This is a genomic window from Bacillus sp. FJAT-18017 (genome assembly GCF_001278805.1).
GTDB lineage: Bacteria > Bacillota > Bacilli > Bacillales > Cytobacillaceae > Bacillus_D.
In genome coordinates, this window is the sequence record NZ_CP012602.1 from 695,946 (window position 1) to 720,840 (window position 24,895).

General features: G+C 36.4%; 15 protein-coding genes and 1 pseudogene. 13 read left to right on the forward strand and 3 right to left on the reverse strand.

Annotated features, from left to right (window positions below; translation table 11 throughout):
* Positions 1-50: 50 nt before the first annotated feature.
* Positions 51-409 (reverse strand): annotated as a pseudogene (locus AM500_RS26350) (transposase); the annotation flags it as partial.
* Between the two features lie 551 nt (positions 410-960).
* On the opposite strand from AM500_RS26350, the gene AM500_RS03240 reads away from it, so the two are divergent.
* The 9 genes from AM500_RS03240 (at position 961) to AM500_RS03280 (ending at position 16,136) form a co-directional block, all read left to right on the forward strand.
* Positions 961-2,313 (forward strand): TniQ family protein, encoded by a 1,353-nt coding sequence (locus AM500_RS03240; protein ID WP_053597919.1) that lies wholly within the window; start codon positions 961-963, stop codon positions 2,311-2,313.
* A gap of 1 nt (position 2,314) precedes the next feature.
* Entirely contained in the window at positions 2,315-5,002 is a 2,688-nt protein-coding gene (locus tag AM500_RS03245; RefSeq protein WP_053597920.1) for a TnsA endonuclease N-terminal domain-containing protein, read from the forward strand.
* A 1-nt stretch (position 5,003) separates the two neighbouring features.
* Complete coding sequence (locus AM500_RS03250; RefSeq protein WP_053597921.1) at positions 5,004-6,155, forward strand: ATP-binding protein; 1,152 nt, start codon at positions 5,004-5,006, stop codon at positions 6,153-6,155.
* 36 nt (positions 6,156-6,191) lie between these two features.
* Positions 6,192-7,970, forward strand: a complete 1,779-nt coding sequence (locus AM500_RS03255; RefSeq protein ID WP_053597922.1) for a TniQ family protein — start codon at positions 6,192-6,194, stop codon at positions 7,968-7,970.
* Positions 7,971-8,977: 1,007 nt separating this feature from the next.
* Complete coding sequence (locus tag AM500_RS03260; protein ID WP_053597923.1) at positions 8,978-9,358, forward strand: RidA family protein; 381 nt, start codon at positions 8,978-8,980, stop codon at positions 9,356-9,358.
* A 530-nt stretch (positions 9,359-9,888) separates the two neighbouring features.
* A complete protein-coding gene (locus AM500_RS03265) occupies positions 9,889-11,286 on the forward strand; it encodes an NCS1 family transporter (RefSeq protein ID WP_053597924.1) in 1,398 nt (465 codons plus the stop codon).
* A 504-nt stretch (positions 11,287-11,790) separates the two neighbouring features.
* Positions 11,791-13,278, forward strand: a complete 1,488-nt coding sequence (gene allW / locus AM500_RS03270; protein ID WP_231688095.1) for an allantoin permease — start codon at positions 11,791-11,793, stop codon at positions 13,276-13,278.
* A gap of 57 nt (positions 13,279-13,335) precedes the next feature.
* A complete protein-coding gene (allB, locus tag AM500_RS03275) occupies positions 13,336-14,691 on the forward strand; it encodes an allantoinase AllB (RefSeq protein ID WP_053597925.1) in 1,356 nt (451 codons plus the stop codon).
* A gap of 92 nt (positions 14,692-14,783) precedes the next feature.
* On the forward strand, positions 14,784-16,136 hold the full coding sequence (locus AM500_RS03280; protein WP_053597926.1) for an allantoinase: 1,353 nt from the start codon (positions 14,784-14,786) through the stop codon (positions 16,134-16,136).
* Between the two features lie 125 nt (positions 16,137-16,261).
* On the opposite strand, the gene AM500_RS03285 is transcribed toward AM500_RS03280, so the two are convergent.
* Positions 16,262-17,914 (reverse strand): PucR family transcriptional regulator, encoded by a 1,653-nt coding sequence (locus tag AM500_RS03285; protein ID WP_053597927.1) that lies wholly within the window; start codon positions 17,912-17,914, stop codon positions 16,262-16,264.
* A 223-nt stretch (positions 17,915-18,137) separates the two neighbouring features.
* Between AM500_RS03285 and AM500_RS03290 the strand changes: the two genes are divergently transcribed.
* Both AM500_RS03290 and AM500_RS03295 read left to right on the forward strand, forming a co-directional pair.
* Positions 18,138-19,076, forward strand: a complete 939-nt coding sequence (locus AM500_RS03290; RefSeq protein ID WP_053597928.1) for an oxamate carbamoyltransferase subunit AllH family protein — start codon at positions 18,138-18,140, stop codon at positions 19,074-19,076.
* A 69-nt stretch (positions 19,077-19,145) separates the two neighbouring features.
* Positions 19,146-20,480 carry a uracil/xanthine transporter gene (locus tag AM500_RS03295; protein WP_269432600.1) on the forward strand — a complete coding sequence of 445 codons (1,335 nt, stop codon included), beginning with the start codon at positions 19,146-19,148 and terminating at the stop codon, positions 20,478-20,480.
* A gap of 46 nt (positions 20,481-20,526) precedes the next feature.
* Here the strand turns inward: AM500_RS03295 and AM500_RS03300 are convergent, their stop codons facing one another.
* Entirely contained in the window at positions 20,527-21,399 is an 873-nt protein-coding gene (locus tag AM500_RS03300; RefSeq protein WP_053597929.1) for an alpha/beta hydrolase, read from the reverse strand.
* Between the two features lie 139 nt (positions 21,400-21,538).
* On the opposite strand from AM500_RS03300, the gene AM500_RS03305 reads away from it, so the two are divergent.
* Complete coding sequence (locus AM500_RS03305; RefSeq protein WP_053597930.1) at positions 21,539-23,203, forward strand: PucR family transcriptional regulator; 1,665 nt, start codon at positions 21,539-21,541, stop codon at positions 23,201-23,203.
* 387 nt (positions 23,204-23,590) lie between these two features.
* On the forward strand, positions 23,591-24,853 hold the full coding sequence (gene allC, locus AM500_RS03310; RefSeq protein WP_053597931.1) for an allantoate deiminase: 1,263 nt from the start codon (positions 23,591-23,593) through the stop codon (positions 24,851-24,853).
* Positions 24,854-24,895: the final 42 nt, after the last annotated feature.

Consider the following 24,895-nt stretch of genomic DNA (forward strand, 5'->3'; position numbering starts at 1 on the left):
GCTACCTGTGGAGGGGTGCCCTTGTATAATTCTTATTTCATTGGGCTATACTAACTAACTTGCATTTCTTTAAAAGGCTCTTTGTTTATTAACATTGAGTAAATGATCCGAAGCATTCGATGCGACATCGCAACGAGTGCTTTTTTTTTCCTCGTCTTGAGGCGGTTGACCAAAATTTAGTTGCTAACCAACGATTCTTGCATTTTGAGACAGCCCAGGCAGCTTCACACATCGCGGTTTTTATATGGGGGTTACCCTTTGTTGTCCGGGTGCTTTTTCTCTTGCCAGCACTTTCACGATTGCCCGGTGATACTCCAGCCCACGAAGCGAGATGTTGTGAGGTTGGAAACTGCCCCATATCGACTCCTATTTCAGCGATGATCACAGCTGCGGTGTCCTTCTTAATTCCTGGAATGGTCAGAAGAAGTTCCAATTCGCTTTGATAGTTCCTCAATAAAATGTCCACTCTTTCCTCGATTTCAGAGATGAGTGATTCAAGGTATATGATATGTTGCCATGATTGTCTGATAAGGAATATCTGGTGTTCATTAAGGGTTCCAAAAAGTGAATCCGTAATCGCCTGTTTCTTCTCAGCCATCCTTTTATGAATGCTTTCTTCCACATCAGATGGATCAACATAGCCCTGATCAATAAGCCTTGTAAGAAGCTTTCTGCCTGAAACTCCAAAGACATCGGAGATGACGGACCCTAGTTTGACATTTGAACACTCAAGCACTTTTTGAATCCGATTTTTTTCGGAAGTAAGATGGCTTAGCCACTTTAAAAAAGGAAATAAAGTGTTATTAAAGTTTTAGGAAATTCTACGAAAAATCTAATGCTTGAGATGAATAAATTAAATTTTTTAAGAAATAATAGTGATGTAAATTATTATTTTGGTAGGTTTTTATACTAAGTTGACAATTTATTATTTATAACTCTATTAAAGAATGGAATGATACTATGGGTCACGACTCTATTCCTTTTCAAGTTCTAAATGAACATGCAATGGACACAAGCACCTTATATAATCTAAAGCCCATTGGCTTAGGAACCGCGTATAGTGAAAGTTTGACAAGTTACCTTATAAGACTATCAGAATCTCACTGCATTAGTGTGGGTACTCTATTCAATAAATTTGTTTCTAAAAAGCTTAACAAACCGTATGTAAATCGTAGTGTTAAATGTGGAGGGAATCGTTTTTTTGATGGGGCAAAAGCACTTAATGGAGTAGACAAAAATTCGAACGATTTAATTAATGCTTTAGAGGATTTAACTTACCGAAATGACTTAATATATTTAACGTTACAAGTGTGGGGCAACGTTTTTACAAATAGGGAGTTATTAAAAGAATACCTATCTTGGTGCCCTTACTGTCTAAAGGAGTTTGAAAACCGACATAAAATTTGTTACATGCCCCTACAATGGTATCTTAAACCAGTAAAATACTGTGTCGTTCATCAAACAGCGTTAGTAGACAATTGTTTTAATTGCAATAAGAAGCTACCCATTCTACACCGATCTAGTAATAACAACTCCTGTCCGTATTGTAAAGCAAAATTAACTAATATCCCATTTGGATTTAAAGAGAAAATAGAAAATATAGATAGGGAAAAATATTATTCTAAAAATATAGCAGATTTAATTGCTATTACAAATACGATATCAAACAAATTATATAGGGATATTATAAAAACTAGAATAAATAAATTAGAAGTCCAATACACGGATATAAATCAAATATCAATTAGAAAAGAATTAGAAATACCCAAATCAACCTTTTACAGTTGGCAAAAAGGCTTATCACTTCCAACCATACGAAATATATTAGAAATTTGTTATTCCTTAGGTCTATCCTTACAGGATTTTCTTTTTAAAGAAAATTTAATAATTCAACCTATCTTAAAATCTCCAGTAGTAGTCAAGATTCCCAGAAGGAAATTAGATCATGCCAAAATAGAAAAGTCTCTTCAATCATATCTAGAGATTGCTGAACCATTATCTATGGTTCAAATTTCTAAAGACATACAAGTTGCTAAAAGATCGTTATATCGAATTCATCCACAATTATGTAAGTCTCTATCACAAAGATATCAAGAGTATTTATTATTAAAAAGTGATATAAGAACGCAAGAAATTAAACTTTTAATTGAGCAGAGTGTCAATGCGCTTATCTTTCAAGGTAGTGTTCCTACTCAAAAAAAAATTGAAAATATATTATATGCAAATTGTCTATTAAGGGAAAGTTTCGCAAGAGAATATTTGGGTAATTATTTGAATAGTCTTAATAATCAAAATAAAGAGAAGGAGAATTAATATGTTAACAGAAGCTGAGTTTCTAAATTGGTGCGAACGAAATAAGGTTCCTCTTAATATAAAAGAATATATCAATAAAAATATTCGGCATAGCCAACCAGCACGTTTAGTACAGGGAGGGAGAGACAATCTCACGGGTAAATATCCTTCAAAAAAGATGGGTTTTACAATTCAGTTCGAAAGTGGAAAAGTAGAGGGCCCAGCAATATTAATGCTGGAAAATGATGAAGATGTGCTGGAATATTACGATCAACCTAATAAAATTCGATTAAGTTATCTTAAGGATGGAAAGAAGAGGGGATTTCTTTATACCCCAGATTTTTTTGTTATTAGAAAGGACGGGGCAGGATGGGAAGAATGGAAAAGTGAAAAAGATTATCGCAAAATCTCAAATGAACAAGAATGGAGATACACGAAAGATCAAGATGAGCAATGGAGGTGTCCGCCAGGAGAAGAGTTTGCAAACAGTTTGGGATTATTATTTAAAGTTTGTTCTAGTAAAACTATCAATTGGAACCTTCATAGAAACTATGTTTTTTTAGATGATTATATTAGGAAAACTAAAGATTTAATGATAAAAGAAGAAGCTTTAGAGGATATAAAAAAAGTAATATTCCAAGAACCAGGTATAACGCTGAAAAAGTTAATAGAATGCTCGCTGGATAATCATTATAGAGCTGATGATATTTTTGTTTCAGTTTTAAAAAATGAAATATTTATTAACCTAAATGAGGCCCCTTTAGCTGAACCAGAATTAGTAAAGGTGTTCTTACATAATGAACATGCCTTAATGTATAAGAATTTAACAAGTTGTCAAGAGGAAGTAATTTCTCCATCGTATATTAAGATGGATGTTGGTAGTACAGTTCTTTGGGATAACCATGTGTGGAAAATAATTAATATAGGCACAACTTCGGTATCTATGTTATCTGATAAAAAATACAATGAGATATCCATTGATTTGTTTTATAAACTGATAAATGAAGAAAAACTTGTATGTGAAAAGGTACAACATCTAGATAATGATCCATTAATCGATAGAATTGTATCCGCTAGTGAAGAAGATTATAAAGTTGCCAACTATAGAATAACACATGTATTGAATTATCTTAAAAATGGTTCAAAAGCGTATTCTAACAATACTGAGCCAAATCTCAGAAAGGTCCGCGATTGGGCTGGGAAATATAGTGCAGCTAAAACCATCTATGGTAATGGCTATCCAGGTTTACTTCCAAAAGACAAGAGAAAAGGGAACAGAACGCCTAGGTTTAACAGTGAAGTTATCACTCTAATGAACGATTATATAATAGATGAATATGAAAATATAGTTCAAAAGAAAAAATCTGTGGTTTATGGATTGTTTAAAAATGCTTGTGAAGAAAAGGGTTATATAGCTCCTAGTCTAGTCACATTTTGCGAATGTATTAATAAACGCCCTATTGAGGAGCAAACAAACAATCGTAAAGGTAAACGAGCGGAATATCAGGTCCAAACATTTTACTGGGAGCTAGAAAGAACAACACCTAGACATGGGGATTTTCCTTTCAATATTGCTCACCTAGACCATACTCAGCTAGATATTGAGCTTGTAAGTTCCAAAACGAAAAAAAAACTTGGAAAGCCCTATCTATCTTTATTAGTAGATGCGTTTTCAAGAAAGGTTCTCGCATTTTACTTATCATTTGAACCGCCAAGTTATAGATCTTGTATGATGGTTTTCAGGGATTGTGTAAGACGATTTAATAGACTACCCCAACAAATTGTAGTTGACAACGGAAAAGAATTTCATAGTGTTTATTTTGAAGCATTACTTGCGATGTATGAACGTGAACCAAAATGGCGCCCCCCCGCAAAGGCAAGGTACGGCTCTATATTAGAAAGACTATTTGGTACAACTAACACAAATTTTATACAAAATCTAACTGGTAACACACAGATTATGAAAAATGTAAGAGAAGTAACCCAAAGTGTCAATCCTAAAAATCATGCTGCATGGAGTTTGCCAAACCTTTCGGCAGCTTTAGACGTATATTTCTTTGAATTGTATGAAACAATAGAACACCCTGCTTTAGGCCAAACGCCAAGAGAAGCTTTTAGTTCGGGTCTTTTTTATTCAGGGGACAGGAAAGACTTCCATATAAGTTATGACAATGTCTTTGAAATCATGACACTTCCTTCTACTCTCTCGGGTGAAGCAACAGTACAGAAAAGTGGGGTCAAGATAAATTATATATATTACTGGAATGATGTATTTAAAAGTCTACACCAATTAAAAACAAAGGTTAAAGTGAGATTTGATCCATTTAATTTAGGGATAGCATATGCATTTGTGAAAGGAAGATGGGTGAAATGTATTTCTCAGTATTATTCCATTTTTAAGAGCCTTACACAAAAAGAGTTAAAGTTTATAACTGCAGAATTAAAAAAATCTAATCAAAATCATGCAAGAAACTTTACTATTAATGCACAAAAAATAGCGAAATTTTTAAAGGATATGGAGAGTAATAACTCATACGAACTACTGAGAGAGAGAGCTGAGGAAACAAAAAAAGTTATACATTTAGATTTTAACAATGCAGAGGAAAACATTGAAAACGAAAAAAAAATTGTTAATCAACCTCAGCCATCCAAAAAAAGTGAAGATTTAGATTTAAATCAAGATTCTTTAGAAATATATGGGGAGTTTTAAAATGGACAAATTGACTGACTTTCCTTTCGGCTTAGCTAAAGCATCTAATGATGAAAAAAAGGAATATTTTTTAAAGATGACTTTAAACCATCCTAAATTAAATGAGGCTTTCTTAGAAGTGATTGATAGGATAAATACTTCTCCAAGTGGAAAAGTCATACTAGTTTATGGACCAACAGGGGTTGGGAAATCCACTTTATGCAAGAGGGTAAAAAAAGAAATAATTCAAAGGTTTTTAGACAATGGCCTAAATATCCAAAATATCAAAGGAACTATCCCCGTAGCAATGTTAGAATTGCCTTCTTCAGATAACGGGAAATTTAATTGGAGGGATTTCTATAAAAGATTGCTTAATGAAATGAATGAACCCTTAGTAGAATACAAAATTTCCAGAAATTCAGAAGTGCCAAACAAAAAAATTCCTAATCATTGGCCTTCTACCTCTCCCGAATTGAGAGAGTCATTGGAGAATGCAATATCTTATAGAAATACAAAGGTTATTTTGTTAGATGAAGCGCAACACTTATTGAAAATAGCTAGCGGTAAGAATATCAAAGATCAATTAGATGCACTAAAATCCATAGCCAATTTAACTGGAGCTTTGTTTATTTTGTTTGGCACTTATGAACTTATGGATTTTTTTGATTTAAGCGGACAGTTGGGACGTAGGACAAAAGAAATACACTTTCCACGCTATAATTTGAATATAACAAAAGACAAACATGATTTTCATAGTGTGATTTATACCTTTCAAAATAGACTACCATTTATTGAGAAAACTGATCTTTTATATTATGCAGATTTTTTATACGAAAGGACCATTGGTTGTATTGGAATTCTAAAGGAATGGTTAGATGAATGTGTAAATGAAGCACTCAATAAAAATTTGCCTTCTATTTCTTTTGATGTATTAGAAAGGAACGCCCCTACACCATCAAAAGCTTTAACAATCGCTCAAGAAACTATTGAAGGCGAGACAAAAGTGAACGAACAAGGGCAAAGTATTTATTTGCTAAGGGAGACAATTGGTCTATCCACAAATAGCAAACAAACTTACAATGAAAGCGGAAAAAGTACACAGGGAAGAAAAAATAATGTTGGTATTAGAAACCCAACTAGAGACAAAATTGGATTAAAAGAAAAACAAACATGAATTACATTCAATTTATAAAAATGGTGGTGAGTTAAATTGGAATATAAAAATCTACAGCAATTCGAAAATATTATTATCGATGACTTTGGACTGGAGATTTATCCCATTTACAACATTCCGCCAGTTATTAAGCCCAGCATTGTATATGGTAAAGATAGAGAAAGTTTAACAAGTTTTATTTTACGATTGACCCACGCTCATTGTCTGACAATAGGTAAGTTCACAGGACAGTTATTAACCCCGAACCTTAGTGAGAAATATAGCAAGAATCCATATAGATTTCCGCCTCCTCGCATAAATGGATGTAATAAACTTTCTATAATAACTGTGGACACCATACAAAGATTGAGTAATCTGAGTGATGATTTATCATTACTAACTTTTAAGTTTTTCGACTCTGTTGTTAGTAATAAGAATTTAACTAAAAACTACAGAGCATGGTGTCCATCATGTCTTCAGGAAATGAAGATTAGCGGAAAAACAATATACGAAAAATTAATATGGTCTATAAATAATTATGAAGTATGTGTCACCCACAATGCATTATTATCTATTTCGTGTAATTTTTGCGGTATGATGCAAGAAATTTTACCTGATAATGGCCAAAATGGACATTGTCAATACTGTAATAGTTGGTTAGGATCTGAAAAAGTGACGGATTTAGAAAATGACTCTAAAACAATAAGGGAGGAAATTTGTTACAAGTCGAGGCAAGTAGAAACTATATTGAATTATTTTTACAATAAGCCAGTTAAGAAGGATAAGTTATTATCCAGTTTAAAAAAAATTAGCGAAGAATATGAATTTCAAATGAAAGAACTTTGTTTGCATATTCTAGGTATTCCTTATACTACCTTTAATAACTATTGCAAATCCGGTGGAAAGTTTTCCCTGGACAATATTTTGGAAATAAGTTGGAGATTAAAAATAGATATTTTAAATCTAATGGAGAATAACAACATTGAATACAGGATAAACAAAAACGGATTTGTTCCTAGAAAAAAAAGGTACAATCATCAAAAGGATTCTAAAAGGGTAGAGCAATATTTAAAAAATGTTATATTATCCCCCGAATATATTCCAGTAGTAACATTAGAGAATACACTTCACATTACTTTGACGACACTCCGAAAAAGATTCCCGAAAGAATATAAAAAAATTCAAGCCAAAAATAACGCCATTAGGAAAAAGTATGGGAAAAAGTTGGTTGAAAAAGCAGCTTACGAAGCAAATCATGTAGAGATAGAAAGATACTTAAAAGAAGTATTAAAATCAAAAGACTTAATACCGATCAACCACATTTCTAGTAAATTAGGGGTTTCTTCCACTTTTTTGAAGAAAAAGTTTCCCCAATTGGTTTTAAATATAATGAACAAAAATACCGAGATAATGAAACTTCGGCCTAAAGGTTACTCCTTTAGCAAATCTTATAAGAAATTTGGACAAAAACAACTAAATGAAGTGAAAGAGAGATTATTATTTATTTTATGTTCTATCACAGATGAACCGAAGTATATAAAGGAGATATTAGAGGGATTAGGGAAATCACAACGTTTTGTAAATTGTTTTCCTGAAATATTTGAGTCTATAAATGAAGCTAATATACTTGCATTAAATCGAAAAAGACAAAAAGTATTTCAGGAACAATGTGAAATCGTTAAAAAAACTGTATGTTTTCTAAACGACCAAGGAGTCTATCCTGGTTTAAAGCAGATAGAGAAATATACAAATTTTAAGATGAAAAAAGAACTAAACGACTACCGAAGCACACTTTTCAATGAACTGGGTATTCAAAAAAAAGATTTCGGGCATTAATATTGAATATGAAATTTAATAACAATAGGGTGTTATAAGAGCATAATAGCGTCTTACTTAAATTGGGAAAGTAACTTGTAAACCGGGTTCTATTTATATTAGTGTGCTTTTAGAACGTTTACTGGTGTCCTCTAAAAATTAGAGGACGTTTTTTGTTTAAAGCTTTTGTCACTATTTATTACGAAAATTTCTAATTAAGCTAAACTGAAGGAAATAAAGATAAAATGAAAAATACCGTTTATTAATGGAAAATAAAGTATACGGATACCCTAAAAGACAATAAATTAATTTAATGTAAAAAGTTCCTATTTTAAACTAAAATAATGTTAGTAGTTCGAAAATTAACCCAAATTTTGAATTAAGAATGGCATAAAAAACACGTGCTAAAAATTAAATTTACAAAGCCCTACTGAAACCTTGATATTAGTGTGTTTTGGTTGTGACAATTTATTGATTTAAACTGTAACAATATTAAGGATTAAGTTACATTTTTATATGAGAAAAAAACCGCCTTCAAACTTGGTCTTCCTACTTAGGAGCTCTTCTTATACTTTCCGTTTCTTGGTGTTACGCTCTCATATTTGCTGAGAATCCAGTTGCAACGCTGCTTTTTTCTCTCGACCTTTAAGTAAGGGGAGATATGCTTTAGAGTGAAGAACTTCATTCTTTTTAGTGATGTTTAAACAGTAGGAGTTTTGATGTCTTTGGGGATTATAGTTCTTTTTATGAATTATAGACCCACCAACAAATAGTTCCATATCGGTTGAGACTGATGGTAACGTATACAGCCAGACTGACAATTGGGCGGACCGATGAAAACAGCCTACTTTTTATGAAGGGTCATAAAATATATAGTGGTGTCTTCTTTTTTTAACACAAGCGCTGTAACTCAGTATGCCATGCTGAGGATAACTTCCTTTATTAAAGCAACTTTATTGAATGTACGATCACCTTTCAGTAATATGGACATTATATTGATGGTATATAAAAAAAGGAGAATCATTCAAATGAGGAAGGCGTATGAGGCAAAAAGTGCAACAGTATCTGGCCCATATTCACATGCGGTAGATGCCGGAGAATTTGTTTATTTCTCAGGTCAAACAGCAATGAACTCGATTTCAGCGGAAAACCTGAAAGGGGATATTAGAGAACAAACTAAGCAGTGTTTTAAAAATTTATTTGAGGTAGTAGAAGTGGCTGGCCTTACATCGGATGATGTGGTAAAAGTGAATGTATATTTAACAGATATGAATAATTTTGCTGCTATGAACGAAGTATATGAAACACAATTCGCTAGCCCGTTTCCTGCCCGGACGTGTGTAGCTGTGTTAGCTTTGCCGTTAGGTGCTGAAGTTGAAATCGAAATGATTGCCAAAAAAAGAAAATAAATAAAAAAGGAGTGACTGTTTACGTACAAACAGCACTCCTTTTTTATTTGTGCCGGGTTATTATTTTCGGATAGTAATAATTCCTTTAATAATTGTTCAACATATAGTAATCATAGTTGTGTTTAATTTCCAGTGATTTTATGGGAAAAGGTTAAAATAATTAATTTTATATTGTTCAGGTTGCACAAAAGGTTGTTCATATCGGTGTTATTTTAAAATTATTTATGCAGTATTAATAGCGGTTGCTTGTACATTTTGTCTAATAGACATAAAGACCTAATTGAAAAGGACATGTATACTAGGTATGGTAAACAAATGAAAACGTGTTCAAGGGGGATAAGTTGTTTGGCCTAATGGTCTTTAGGGTACTAAAATTTTTCAACTCATTTGAGTACGATGGGCCTAAAGGAAGAAATATGCAACCTTTTGCTATAAAAAATCATTTTACAGTAATTGGGTTGAACTTTTTCTAAAATGGTCAAATCAATTGAGCTTTTAAATACGGCATACGAGGAAAAGGGGTAGGAAATATGTCTACAACCATTGAAAGTTACGATACAAAAGAGACAAAGATTGAACATGTGGCGGGAGTGGATGAATCATTATATCCGAAAACCGATAAGGATAGGACTGTCAGCGCGAAAGACTATATTTTCATGTGGATTGGCGACGGCGTTAATTTAGGTAATATGACGCTGGGGGCCAGTGTCATTGTAGCGGGTGTTGCGACATTAAATATTTTTCAAACAATTTTAGCAGCTATCATCGCGATTGGGATCATTTCAACCATTTTTGCATTGAATGATCGTCCAGGCTACAAAGAAGGAATTCCATATGTTGTACAGCTTAGAATGTCCTTTGGGATTAAAGGGACTGTGATATCGTCTCTTCTACGTGGGGTACCCGCCATCGTTTGGTACGGGATTCAAAGCTGGATTGGCGGAACTGCCTTAAATGAAATTGCCAAGATTGTTACAAATGGAAGTTTTGATAACGTTGCTATTTGCTTTGTAGCTCTGCAATTATTTCAGATTGTGCTTTCATTATTCGGTTTCCATGCAATTAAATGGGTAGAAACGATTGCATCTGTTGTTTTTATGGCAGCACTTGTTTATGTTTTCGGGATTCTTTTAACATCACATAGCACTGAAATTGCCCAAAACTGGGTTCAGGCAAAAGGCTCATGGGGCTTGCCGTTCTTCGGACTCATTATGGTCTTCTTAGGAAATTATGCAGGTATTTTTGTAAGTGCTGCAGACTATTCAAGAGAACTTAAAACGGGTATGAGTGATAAAAAACGAGGATTATTATACTTTATCCCAATTACCTTATCATATGGTTTTGTTATTATAATCGGGGCAATGCTCGCTGCTGCAACTGGTGTAACGAATCCTGCACAAGCACTCCCAATAGTAATCGATAATCCTTATATTTCAGTTTTTGTATCTGCCTTTATTGTAGTTGCGGTTATTGCAACAAATATGGTTGCTAATATTGTACCGCCAGCTTATGTCATTACATTGCTGACAAAATTGAAGTATAAAGCATCTGTTACGGTAACAGGATTGCTTGCATTAGGTGCATTTCCTTGGTTGCTTATCCAGGAGTCATCGTCTAAGGGTCTTAATATGTTCATTCTAATCTATTCCGCATTCTTAGGACCGGTTATTGCTATTTTATTGGTGGACTACTATTTATTAAGAAAACAAAATGTGGATATTGTAGATTTATACAAGGAGAATGGTTCTTTTGCTGGGTTTAATCCAGCAAGCTTGATTGCTATGTTCATCGGTGCAGGCGCTGCTTTCTTATTGGTTGAGCTAGCTTGGATCATTGGTTTAGTAGTAGCAGGTACAGCTTATTATATTCTAACAAAGTTCGCCTTTAAAGACTCAAGCTTCAAAAAAGGAACGATTTTTGAGAAATAAAATAGTAGAACAAGTAAGAATGCCTTGCAGAGGATGCTCTGCAAGGCATTCTTTTATTTTTAAGGAACCTATCGCACTGGTGCAGAAAGAAGTCTTCCAGACCTAACATCGCAGGGACAGACGCACTTTTTGTCTGTTACGAAGGCGCTTGCACTTTTGTTCTATAACTTAAATATACAACTTAAACAACCCCATAATCCTATTATATATAGACTTTTAAATGTTTGACACAATCCTCCATTTATTACTGTGCAAGGTGCACTAACGATTGTTCGAAGTGAATATAAAATTTAATGGTATTATGCATAGAATACAATAAATTATATTTGTTTTGTTTAATTGACCTAAAGAAGTCGAACCGAATAAAATGTATAATAATAATGAAGGTAAAAAGTTTTTCGATATAATAATTCGATAAAACTTATTGCATTTTTTTATTGCGTACGCGAAACATAAGTTCAAGTAAGTGATGACTTGAACAAAATGCTTCGATGATTATTAGTGTTGTCCAAGGGAGGTATTTATATCAGTCATTTAAATAGAGAGCAATTGAAGGCTGCTGGATTTAGTGAAGACGTTTTACCGACAAAAGAAGAAGATAGAAATTGGAACATTGGGAATTTTTTCACTGTTTGGATGGGTTCGGTACATAACATACCCAACTATATTGCAATCGGTGGGTTATTTGCCATAGGATTGTCAGTTGGTCAGGTTTTTGCTGCCATAATGGTTGGATCTATAATAATAGCTGCAATGCTAGTCCTTAATGGTCATGCGGGCTCAAAGTATGGATTGCCATTTGCAATGCTGCTCCGTTTGTCCTATGGAACAAAAGGTGCAATGATTCCAGGAGTATTAAGAGGAGTTATCGCGGCAATTATGTGGTTTGGTTTTCAAACCTTCGCTGGAAGCCAGGCATTATCAATTTTAATTGGAAAGCTTTGGCCAGCGTATTTAACGTTGGGCGGGGACTGGAACCTTTTAGGTTTATCATTGCCCGGGTTAATTTCGTTCCTGTTATTCTGGTTATTTAATATTGCTTTAATTTATGGCGGAATGGGTTTCTTAGGGAAATTTGCAAATATCCTTTCACCGCTTGTTTACATCGTTTTTGGTGGAATGGCGATATGGGCCATTAACTTAGCAGGTGGAATTGGACCAATATTAGCTTATACAGGCTCTGGGGTTACCGGAAATAAAGTCGTTATCTTTATCGCAGCGGTGACAGCGGTCATTGCTGCTTGGGCAGCACCTATAGTAAATGTTTCAGATTTCACCAGGTTGGCAAAATCTACGAAGGATCAAGCAATCGGACAAACACTCGGACTTGTTGTGGCGTATTTATTATTCGCTGTTGCAAGTATTTCAATCATTGTAGGTTCCGAGATTGCCTTTGGGACACCAATTTGGAATGTACTTGATGTTGTTGCGCGGTTTGATAGTGCCTTTGCAATAGCAATATCAGTTCTTACCCTTTGCTTAACAACATTATCTGTTAACGTTACAGGAAATATTGTTCCTGCAGGTTACCAGTTAGCATCCTTATTTCCCAAAAAACTCACTTTCAGGTCTGGAGCAATACTTGCTGCAATTATTGGAATTCTCGTTATGCCGTGGAAGCTGATGGAAAACTCAACAAGTATTTTTACCTTCTTAAACATTGTTGGTGGAATATTAGCTCCGGTAACTGGAGTTATGTTAGCGCAGTATTTTATCATTTCAAATACCAATATAGACTTGCATGAACTATATGCCAAAAAGGGCAAATACAACTATAAAAATGGTTTTAATGTAAATGCCATCATAACCACGGTCATCGCAGGCATCCTTTGTTTGGCAGGTAATTTCCTTCCAATCTTAAAGCCCCTTTACGATATGTCCTGGTTTGTCGGAATCATTTCGGCATTTATTATTTATACATTGTTTGAATGGCAGCATTCAAAAGGAACTCTGTTTGAAAAGATGCCAAAATTAAATGAAGACAATAGGTAAATAAAGAATTGGCAAAACTATGATTGAAAAAATCTAAATCTGAGAGGGGTTTCTCACATGGCATTTGATTTAGTTATTAAAGGCGGAAATGTTGTCTTCCGGGATGGCGTCCGTAAAGTAGATATCGGGATTAAAAACGAAAAAATTTCATGCATTGCGGAGCAAATCGAAGAGGATGCAAAAGAGATCATTCATGCGGACGGCCAGTATGTCATGCCTGGAATGATTGATACACATGTTCACATCAGCGAACCAGGCCGTACCGAATGGGAAGGTTTTGAAACAGGATCAAAAGCATTGGCAGCCGGCGGTACAACTAGTTATGTTGAAATGCCATTGAACGCACTTCCGGCAACTGTTAATAAAGAGGCGCTTGACTTGAAGCTCGAAGCTGCAAAAACTCAAAACTTTGTTGATTATGCCTTCTATGGCGGTCTTGTTCCGGATAACCTGGACAAGCTTGAAGAATTGTCAGATGCGGGAGTTCTAGCCTTTAAGTGTTTCATGTCCGACATTACGAGTGATATACCTGGAGATTTCACAAATGTCGATGATTATACATTATACAAAGGCATGCAAAAACTGGCCGAATTAGATCAACTTCTGTGCATCCATGCCGAAAATCCGTCTATTGCCAAAAAGCTTGGCGAAGAATATGCCAGACTAGGGAAAAATTCAGGAGTTGAATATGCTGAGTCCCGTCCAGTTATTACAGAGGTAGAAGCTGTTTCACGCGCGATTCTTTTCGCTAAGGAAACCGGCTGTAAATTGCACCTGGTTCATATCAGTACATCAGAGGCTATTCAGGTTATTCAGAAAGCTAAGCAAGAAGGTGTCGATGTAACGGTGGAATCCTGCCCTCATTACTTTGCTTTCACAGCTGAGGAAGTGGATGAAATCGGCCCAAGAGCAAAATGCCAGCCGCCAATCAGGCCTGCTGAAATCCAGGCAAAACTATGGGATGAGCTGCTAAATGGGAATATCGATTGGATTACTTCTGACCATTCACCTTGCACCGAAGATTTAAAGCAGGGAAATCTATGGGAAGCATGGGGCGGAATTAGCGGCGCTCAAAATAACGTCGACCTTATGTTTGATCTGGCTGTAAAACAACGCGGATTAGCTGTTGAAAAATTTGTTGATTTAATTGCAACACATCCGGCTGAGCGTTTCAACCTGCCATATAAAGGTGAAATTGCCGTTTCAAAAGATGCGGATATCATCCTGGTCGATCCGAACCAGTCTTATACAGTGAAAAGGGAAGACCTGTACTACAAAAATAAACACAGTGCATATGAAGGCAGAAAAATTGACTGCCGTGTGACAAAAACCATCGTTCGCGGAAATGTTGTGTTCGATTTGGAAAAAGGCATTGTGGGAGAACCTGTAGGAAAGCTGATTTCTGCTAACTAATCAGTGAAATGCAAAAACGAAATAATGCCCGCTTTGCCATTGTCAGCGATTGACAATGGCAAAGCGTTTACTAATGGTAGGAGGTATAAAACATGGCTACATATGAATTGATTATTAGAAACGGAAATATTGTCACATCAGAGTCAATCGTCCAAGGTGATATCGCTATCAAGGATGGCAAAATTAAGGAAGTTTCCGTTGGCAAATCCCTGGAGGCAGCAGCGGCGAAAGAGATAAACGCTGAAGGGCTTCATATCCTACCAGGTTTAATCGATACACACGTCCATTTTAACGAACCAGGAAGAACGGAATGGGAAGGGCTCGAGACAGGAAGCAGAAGCCTGGCTGCAGGCGGTGTAACAACATTCTTTGATATGCCGCTGAACAGTACACCTCCGACCATCAACAAATCGAATTTGGAGCTGAAAAGCTCAGCTGCCGATGAAAAATCGATTGTTAATCCGCGTTTCTGGGGCGGGCTTGTACCGGAAAACATCGCCGATCTTAAGGAACTTCACGAAAATGGCGTAATCGGATTCAAGGCATTCATGTCACCAAGCGGAATTGCCGATTTCGATAATGTTGATGATGAAACCCTTTATAAGGGCATGAAAGAGATTGCATCAATTGGCTCTCTTTTAGCTGTACATGCAGAAAGTACAGTAATTTGTGATCAGCTGGCAAAGGAAAAGCAAAGCCAGGGCAAAACGTCGGCAAGGGATTTTGTTGAATCCCGTCCAATCATTTCTGAAATTGAGGCAGTTCGCCGAGTGATCTCTTATGCTGAGGCAACTGGATGTAAACTTCATATCGTCCACGCAAGCAGCCGAAAGGTCGTTGAGGTTATAAGGGAAGCTCAACAAAGGGGTGTTGATGTAACAGTTGAAACCTGCCCGCACTATCTGTCCTTGACAGTCAAAGATTTAGAAGAAAAAGGAGCATTGGCGAAATGTGCTCCTCCGTTAAGAGATGAAGATGAGGTGGAAGATCTTTGGGCAGCTGTGGCGAATGGTGAAATTACTGTAATTGGTTCCGACCATTCACCCGCACCAGCATCCATGAAGACAATTACCGACAATTACTTTGAAGGCTGGGGAGGAATCTCCGGTGCTCAATCCACTTTGAATATTTTGTTGACTGAAGGTTATTTTAAACGGAATCTCCCATTGGAAAAAATCGTTGAACTTACTGCAACAAACCCGGCAAAATTGTTTGGTCTTACAACAAAAGGAACAATTGCTGAAGGCTACGATGCTGACTTGGCGATTGTGAACCTAAATGAAAGCTTTGAACTAAAGAACGAAGATCTGTTCTACCGCCACAAGCATTCACCTTATGTTGGCAAGACATTTAAAGGGAATGTCAAGACAACCATTGTCAATGGTGAAGTTGTCTATGAAAACGGAAAAATCATTGTTGAGGGAAAAGAAGAAGTTAAAGCATAGGTAAAGGCTATGTTATAGGATATTGTTGTTTTAACAGGGTTGATTTAAGCGCACGGAGCGGAAATCAACAGAGTCGTTTAAGATAGCCTAAGTAAAAAACCAAAACCCGAAGGGTTTTGGTTTTATTAATCATGGTTTTGGTCCTCCTTAAGGATGGTTCCAATTACAAGAGCAACACGGATCCTAAGTGAATCTGCAGGATCACGAAATGAACAGTTTAGCATTTCTTCCGTTTTCTCAATACGGTATTTAACAGTATTTCTATGGATATACAATTTCCTTGATGTCTCGGAAATTTCACATTGGGAATCAAGGTAAACTTGTATGGTTTTAACTAACTCCAGTTCTTCCTTTGTCTTAGGATAAGCAAGTGACTTTAATGTATTTTCGTAGAGTGCTTTTAAATCCTTTTTAGGAACGGCGCTCAGTAATTCTTGAAGTTCCTTTGGTTTATAGAAATTTATGAATCCCTCCTTGTTCATATCATATCCAGCAAGTAATGCTTCGGCGGCTTCGTGATAGGCAGTAGGAATATCTTTAATTGAGTGGACTGGATTACTAACACCAAAGGAAATGGAATAATTACCCTGTAAGTTGGTTTGGAAGTTCTCTGTTAACTTGGTTATATTATCTAAATCCGCTTCGCCAAATTTCGGGAATTGGAGAATAAGGACAAAGTATTTTTCTTTTGTAAATAAAATTGCTTCCATATTATGCCGAATCATTTCATCCTCAAGCTGATCGTAAATACTATTGTATAATTCCCCCACTTTTTTCTCATACAGTTGCAATGATTCATAATTTAACCCTTTTTGATCAACAGTGCAAATCATGCAAATAATATCCATATTATCTTTTAAGCCGTAATAACTTCCGAGGCTTAAAATCTCTTCATCAGAGCCAATTCTCATTTCAATTAATTCATCAAAGAAATTATTTTTTAATAATCTTGAATTTTCTTCGATAGCTTGTTCCTTGATAATTGTAAATGAAACGACATTTGCGGCCTGCTCAATGGCCATTTGTGAAGAGGGATAAGGCAAAGTTAAAGAATCAAAAATCACCAGCATACTGGGAAATAGCCGCTTTGTTTGCACTGGAAATGTAGAAATGGATTGTTGGTCACGTAAAGGGATTTTTAATGTCATACCTTGCCGGGCAGAGACTAAATCTTCTTTTACTAATTCAATGATTTCCCGTTCAACTTTTTTCATTGTTTCCATTCGAAAATCATGGCTGGAGGCAATTTTTTCTCCCCTGTGATTTAATAAGAGAATCGGGCGTGTTAAAAAATGGCCTAATTGTTCGATTAGTGCATTCAGGCTGTATCCCTTAATCATCATTTCGGAAAACTCTTTTTGAACATGCAGGGCATAATAAAGTTGTTCAGTTTCATGATCATTTAAGTAATTCAAAATGTGACGGGATACTTCCCCTAAAGTATGTTTTGCAGGTAAATCGATAATTGGAAAAGCCAAATCATCGGCAAGTAATTTGACCTCTGTTGGCAATTCTTTTAAAAATCGATTAATTTTGATTACGATGCCAGAACAATTTAACGCATGCATCTGTTTTATCAACTTGCAGAGTTCCTGTACATCGTCTTTAAACGCATAGGCGGTTGTGAGGAGTAAATGATTGTTATCTAAAAATTGGATGATATCGGGTGTATCTGATATATTGACAAATTGAATAGTTCGAGTGAGTCCTCTGTGGCCTGCTAGAACAACACTCTCATTCATACCTTCTAAAATAAATAAATCATTGATTGTTTTCATTTTTTTTCCCTCATTTAGTAGCTATTACTTGTTGATAGTAACTATCAAATTGATATTGTACGTCGAAAGTATACAAAAAGCAAATGATATTTTGTTTAGTTTGAACAGTGACATTCAGACCAACTGTCATTTAATCTTATATAGATAAAGGATTCGATTAAAGCCTCATCAAAAAGCTGTAGCGTTTGATTCAAGGAATTACTTTAGTGCCGGGGTGAATTGGTTGATTTATTCAATGGGTAAGAACAATCATGATAATAGCAGCTGGACGGCACGCGCTGCCAGTAATGACATTTATAGAATCCTTGAAAGTAATCCAACAGGTTGTGTCCATAGTATTTTCACCAATAGTTTTAACTTATATTTTGGTGGACATTTAGTCCATGTTGGTGCCGCGGAAAATGGGTTATCCCCATTCGGTATTGGCCTGGATCAAAATGATGTACAGCAGCTCTTACGAAGGATAAATGGGAAACAAACTGTAGTTTGGGATTCGTCGTCAAACACCCTTATTTTTTCTGAAGGAGCTTCCCTTTCGTTAGAGCAGGCGGAGCTGACAACTCACACGATCAATGGGTCTATGTGTAATCTTCCCCACCTAAAGGATAACTTTCTATTTGTTGCGGATAGGTTGCGTCAAGAGGAATGGCGAACAGGCTTGGTGGAAACGAATGAGGATAAAATCGTCCTAATAAAGTATTTGTTGGATCCAGTGTTCGATCAAAAGGATACTGTGTTTTTAAATAAATTGGACACCTTAAAAAAGCTTGCCCGTGGGGATCAAACCGTGGAGGCTGAAAGCGTATTTAATTATTGGATAGGTAGGGGCCTTGGGCTTACACCAAGCGGGGACGATGTCATCACAGGGATTTGCGCCATTTTTTCAGCATTAAAGGGAACAAATAAAGCTTTCCAGGAGCAGTTGAGGTCCTATTTAGTAGAATATGGCCGTGAGAGGACAACACATATTGCGCTGGAATACCTTTTGTATGCTACTGAAAATAAATTTCACTCACATCTAATTCAGATGTGTCACGTTATGGATAAACCACGTGGGCCAGAGTTTTTGGCTGCCCTTGAAGAAATTAGAAAAATAGGTCATACATCTGGGGCGGATACTATAATAGGTATTTTGTTAGGAATAAATGCCTTGGATATTTAGAAAGGCTAACTTTAAAAACTAGAAAAGAAGGGGATTGCCATTAAGGAATTATTAAAATCAAGCAATTGGATCTCGGGCTTACAGTGGCTCTTTTTTATTTTTACAAACATTGTGGTTATCCCAATCACAGTGGGAGCTGCTTTTGAACTTGAGCCAAGTAAAATTGTCAGTTTGCTGCAGCTATCCTTTATTCTCACTGGTTTGGCATGTATCGTTCAGGCGATTTTTGGACATAAACGTGCCATTATGGAAGGTCAATCAGGACTTTGGTGGGGGATTATTTTAAGTCTTTGTACTACAGCTGCTGCGCAAGGTATGCCTTTACCAGTTTTGGGTGGTAGTCTCACAGTCGGTATTATTATTTCTGCAATTTTGACGCTTATTATAGGTGTGACCGGTTTTGGACCTAGCCTTGCAAAGTTATTTAACCCTGCCGTGATGGGTGTATTTATGTTTTTGTTCGGATGTCAATTGATTGGTATTTTCCTGAAGGGAATGCTTGGTATTCCATTTGGCAACCAGACTCAAGGTGCACAAATTGATTTGTCGATTTCTCTATTATCGATCATTATTGCGATTTTTGTCATTGTGATAAGCGTTAAGGCTTCTCCAAGCGTGAGACGCTATGGTTTGCTGCTTGGTATTATTGTTGGTTGGATTGCTTATGCGCTTATTTTTGAAACTGAAAGTCAAGTTAGCCAAGTTTCATCATTTGCAATTGAATTATTTCCATTAGGGAAACCAGCTTGGGACATAGGTATCATTGTCACAACCATTCTTGCAGGTTTACTTAATACGGCAAATACGTTTGGAGCTCTAAAAGGGACCGATGAAATGTACAAGGAACAGACAACCAATTCCCAATATCGGGCATCCTTTACCATTACTGGTATTTTCACCATGCTTGCTGGTGTGCTTGGTCTCGTTCCTTATTCACCTTATGTGTCGTCAATCGGCTTTCTTAGCCAAACGGGAATAATAAAAAGGATTCCATTTATCCTTGGCGGATTCATGTTTATGGTAATGGGACTTATTCCTCCAGTAGGGCACTTTTTCTCTCAATTGCCTTTGAGTATAGGAAGCGCCGTGTTATTTGTCTCATATTTGCTGCTGCTGAATTCATCCTTGAGTTTCTTTAAACAAGTTAAATTTAATACGGTAAATGCTTACCGATCGGCTGTTCCGCTGTTTGTTGGTATCATTATCATGACACTGCCGGCATCTTACTTTTTATCGATTCCAAGTGTTATTCGCCCTCTTCTTAGCAGCGGTTTACTAATGGGGATTATTTTGGCACTCCTTATGGAAAATTTGTTTGATTGGGATCGCTATGGTGTAGAAGATGAAAGCAAAGAAGAAAAAAAGGAAAATAAGGTTTTTAAAATAAACCTGAGAGCAAAATGATGAATAAAGAAAAGGGCTGAGAGTTTCTTCTCAAGCCCTTTTCTCTTTACTTATTCAAGTGTAAATTCAAAAAAGCGACGACCTCATCAAACGCTTGCTGGACAAGTGGATTTTGCCAATCTTCATCAAACACATGCTTGCCTCCGGGAATTGTTATCAATTTACTCTTAACACCAGCCTCTTTCAATGTTTCCGCCATCAATACGGATTGCTGATACGGAACGTCCTCATCATTTGTTCCGTGCAAAAGCAGTGTTGGCGGAAATTCAGGTTGAACAAGTTTGAGTGGGCAGAATTCTGAAAGTTTTTCCTTTTCCAAGCTTGAATCAAGACCGCTGATTTTGTCAATCCAGACTCCTTGCTGTCTAGCGTGCATATAGATGGCATACCGTTTTTCGATTGGGCCGACAGTAATGATGCTATCCGAAACGAGCATGTTGGCAAGTTCTTTTGGAACGCTAGTCATACTTAAATAATGAGGACTTGGCTTTATTGCCCAATCTCCAGTAATATCACCATAACCGTAAAATGAAACAATCGCGTTTGGTTTTTTCTTAAAGGTTCCTGACAGGAGGGCTAGATATCCGCCAGCCGATCCACCAATTACAGCTATCTTTTCTGGATCATAATCAAACTCTTTAGCACCTTCGTTTTCAACCCAGTAAAGCGCATCGGCAATATCCGTTTGGATGTCGGAAAGTTTGGATTCAGGAGCTAACCGATAATCGATAGAAAAAATGTTAAAGCCAGCTCGGTTATAAAATTCAATTTGTTCGGCTTTCAAATCCTCGCGAGATCCCCAAAATAAACCGCCTCCGTGAATATAGACAATAATCGGGCGGGACTTTTGAGGGACGGGGTAAAAGTCCCCTTTTATCTCAAAATTGGTTTCTCGTTTAAACACAATCGTAGTTTTCATCCTGGTGTCACACACTCTTTCATTGATTAAATTAGTATATCTTATCCCGCTCTTAAGGGACTAACATTATTATTGTATAATAATTAGAAGGATATTTCGATAGGTGAGATATTAATCTAAGAGGAAAGGACTGCGGCAGATGGAGTTTAAAGTAAGAGATATGCTGGAAATGGAATCCCTTAATGGCGCTGTAGTCTTAGGGGGGAGAAATTATTTAAATAATAATATTGAAGGTGTGACCATTATGGAAGCACCTGATATTGAAAAATGGATAAAAGGTGGGGAAGTAATTTTAACTAGCCTATATTCAATTCGCTCCTTTGGTGAAATGGAACAAAAAGAGTTCATCAATAAATTAGCAAAAAAAGGGGTTAGTGCCCTTGTCATAAAAAAGGTTGATACTGAGATATCGGGCCAATTAATTGAAGCGGGTGAAAAATTCGGGCTGCCAATCATTCAGCTGCCTAAAGAGACCCTCTTTGTTGATGTCATGTATCCGATAATGGGAGAACTTTTCAATAATCAAGTAAAAAAACTGCAGTACTACAAAGAAATTCATGATCAATTTACCGCTCTCTCACTTGCTGACCAAGGACCAGATAAAATAATCAGTACGCTTGAGAAGTTAATTGGTAATCCGGTTGCTCTTTATGACCGGAATTTCCGTTGTATTGTGTCAACTCTTCCATCTCTGGCAACATTTGAAATGGTTGAAAAAGTTCATGTTTACGGACAGACCGAGGGAATTAAATTCCCTCATTATCGGCAAATTGTGAAGTATCCGGAATTGGACAACATAATGGGCCACCAAATTGTCGTTCCGATTGATACGCTAAATCACAATAGAAAGTATTTGTTAATTGGCGAAATGAATAAATCGCTAGGGGAACTTGATTTAATCGCTGTTGAAAACGCAGCAACATCTTTGTCTCTCGAATTTGTTAAACAGTTTGCTGTTGCTGAGGTTGAGAAGAAATATAAAATTGACCTAATTGAAGAGCTGATAAGCGGGAATATCCAATCGATAGAAGCTATCTACGAGAAGGCAAAACTGATTGGCTGGGATTTGGATGGTATTTTTGTTGCTGTCTTATTCAAAATAAATCGTTTTACTGATACGGGTTCAAAGAGACTAACTAACAGAGGGATTTCGGATCGGAGCCATTTCGTGGTTAACGAAGCCATTCATCATTACTTGCCTGATGGAATTGTTGCGAATAAAGGCAATATATTTATTGTTCTTTGGAAAGTAGAGAAAACGAGCAATCATGATTCTTCTTGGATGGGGCAAATAAAGAAAACTTCACATGACATTCTAGAAATGATAAAAAAACAAGTAAAAGACATTGTCATTCAAGTGGGGATAGGAAATATAGCATCCAGTGTTATAGACATGCCTAAAAGCTATAAGGAAGCACATGATGCACTGGATTTAGGGGAAACAATTAATGGCATAGAATCAATAACTGCCTTTTCAGAATTAGGGATTTTTAGACTTTTACGCTATATTGAAGACCCGTCAATCTTGCATCAGTCTATTCCTTCATCTCTGAAGGAATTGCTCTCATACCAACAAGCAAATAAGGCCGATTTGCTTAACACATTACAAACCTTTTTGGAATGCAACCAAAACGCTGCCCAAACAGCCAAACTTCTATATATTCATTATAAAACTGTCATTTACCGTTTGGATAGAATAAAAGAAATTACTGGTATGAACTTTGAGGATTCAGAAGAAATGTTGTCCGTAAGGGTTGGGCTAAAGATTCATGAATTTCTTCAACGAGAGCAAAAAGAGTCTTAATCTTGAACGGAGAGATAATGATCATATCAAAAATCTATAGGTCCTTATTTCTGCCTTTGTCAGATGATAAGAAAAAAACCGACTCTATTCCCCAGATTTCTGGAACAGGGTCGGTTTTTTCTATTTTTTAGGGTGAATAATTACCTTTGTTATCCAGATGAAACGTTTTTTATCCATTTTGGACAAGAAAGATAACTATCTTTATCCACAAGTCATAAAGACTTAATCATGCGATACGCTTACAATTATAGATAGGCGCCAATAGGACTTGGATTAAAAAGTAGTCTGCTGGGATAAGGAATAGCCTCCATTGAGATAATAATGAACGTTAATATGAAAATGTTTAAATCCAAAGGTTTTACATAAAGAGGGAAAGGTAGATGGAAGTTGGGAAACATACTAAAAGCAACTGGTAAAGAGCTTGATGTACTGGCTGAAGAAACGGCTCAAAAGCTTGAGTGGTTAGGCGGATTCGGGATGGATCCTGAAGGTGGAGTATCACGTCTGCTTTATTCAAAAGAATGGGTCGAGGGACAAAATGCGTTAAAGGAATGGATGGAAAACGAGGATCTTGAAGTTCATTTTGATGAGGTTGGAAATCTATTTGGCACATTAAAAGGAAAAAATACAAATGAAACAGTTCTGACTGGTTCGCATGTTGATACTGTAAAAAACGGCGGCCGCTATGATGGAGCATATGGAATTGTTGCAGGCATATTGGCATTAAAATACTTGAAAGAACAGTTCGGTCAGCCACTTCGAAACATTGAAGTCGTTTCAATGGCAGAAGAAGAAGGAAGCCGTTTTCCTTATACGTTTTGGGGATCAAAAAACATTGTTGGTTTAGCAAAACGTGAAGACGTTGAAACGATTACAGATTTTGATGGTATTCCATTCATTGAAGCAATGTCTAAGGCAGGGTTTGGCTTCAAGGACGAATCAATAGGGCCGCGCAATGACTTGAAATCTTTTGTTGAGGTTCATGTAGAGCAAGGAAGCGTCTTAGAAACTGAAGGAAAATCTGTTGGAGTTGTTCATAGTATTGTAGGCCAAAGACGATATACGGTTGAAATAACAGGTGAGGCCAATCATGCTGGTACAACGCCAATGGGTTACAGGAAAGACGCGGTTTTTGCAGCGAGCCAAATGATATATGAAATTATCTCAATGGCAAAGGAAACCGGGGATCCGCTTGTCACAACAGTGGGTAAAATTGAAGCTCAGCCAAACATTGTAAATGTCGTGCCAGGAAAAGCTATTTTCACGATTGATGTCCGTCATACCGATAAAGAAGCGATTGTTTCGTTTACGGAAAAAATGACCGCAAGAATCAATGATATCTCAAAAGAGCACGATGTTGAAACGGTAATCGATATGTGGATGGATGCTGATCCGGTCCCAATGGATCAAGAGGTTGTTGGGCTTATAGAAAAACAATGTAAAGAAAACGGTCTAAATTATAAGTTGATGCATAGCGGCGCTGGCCATGATTCTCAAATTTTTGCACCGGTTATACCAACAGCGATGCTATTTGTACCTAGTCTAAAAGGAATAAGTCATAACCCGATGGAATATACAAAGCCGGCCGATTTGGCGGAAGGTGTTAAGGCACTCATTGGTGCCCTTTATGAATTGGGATATAAGGAATAAGAATGGTCATTCCAGCTTGTTATTATTAGGTTTATTAAACCT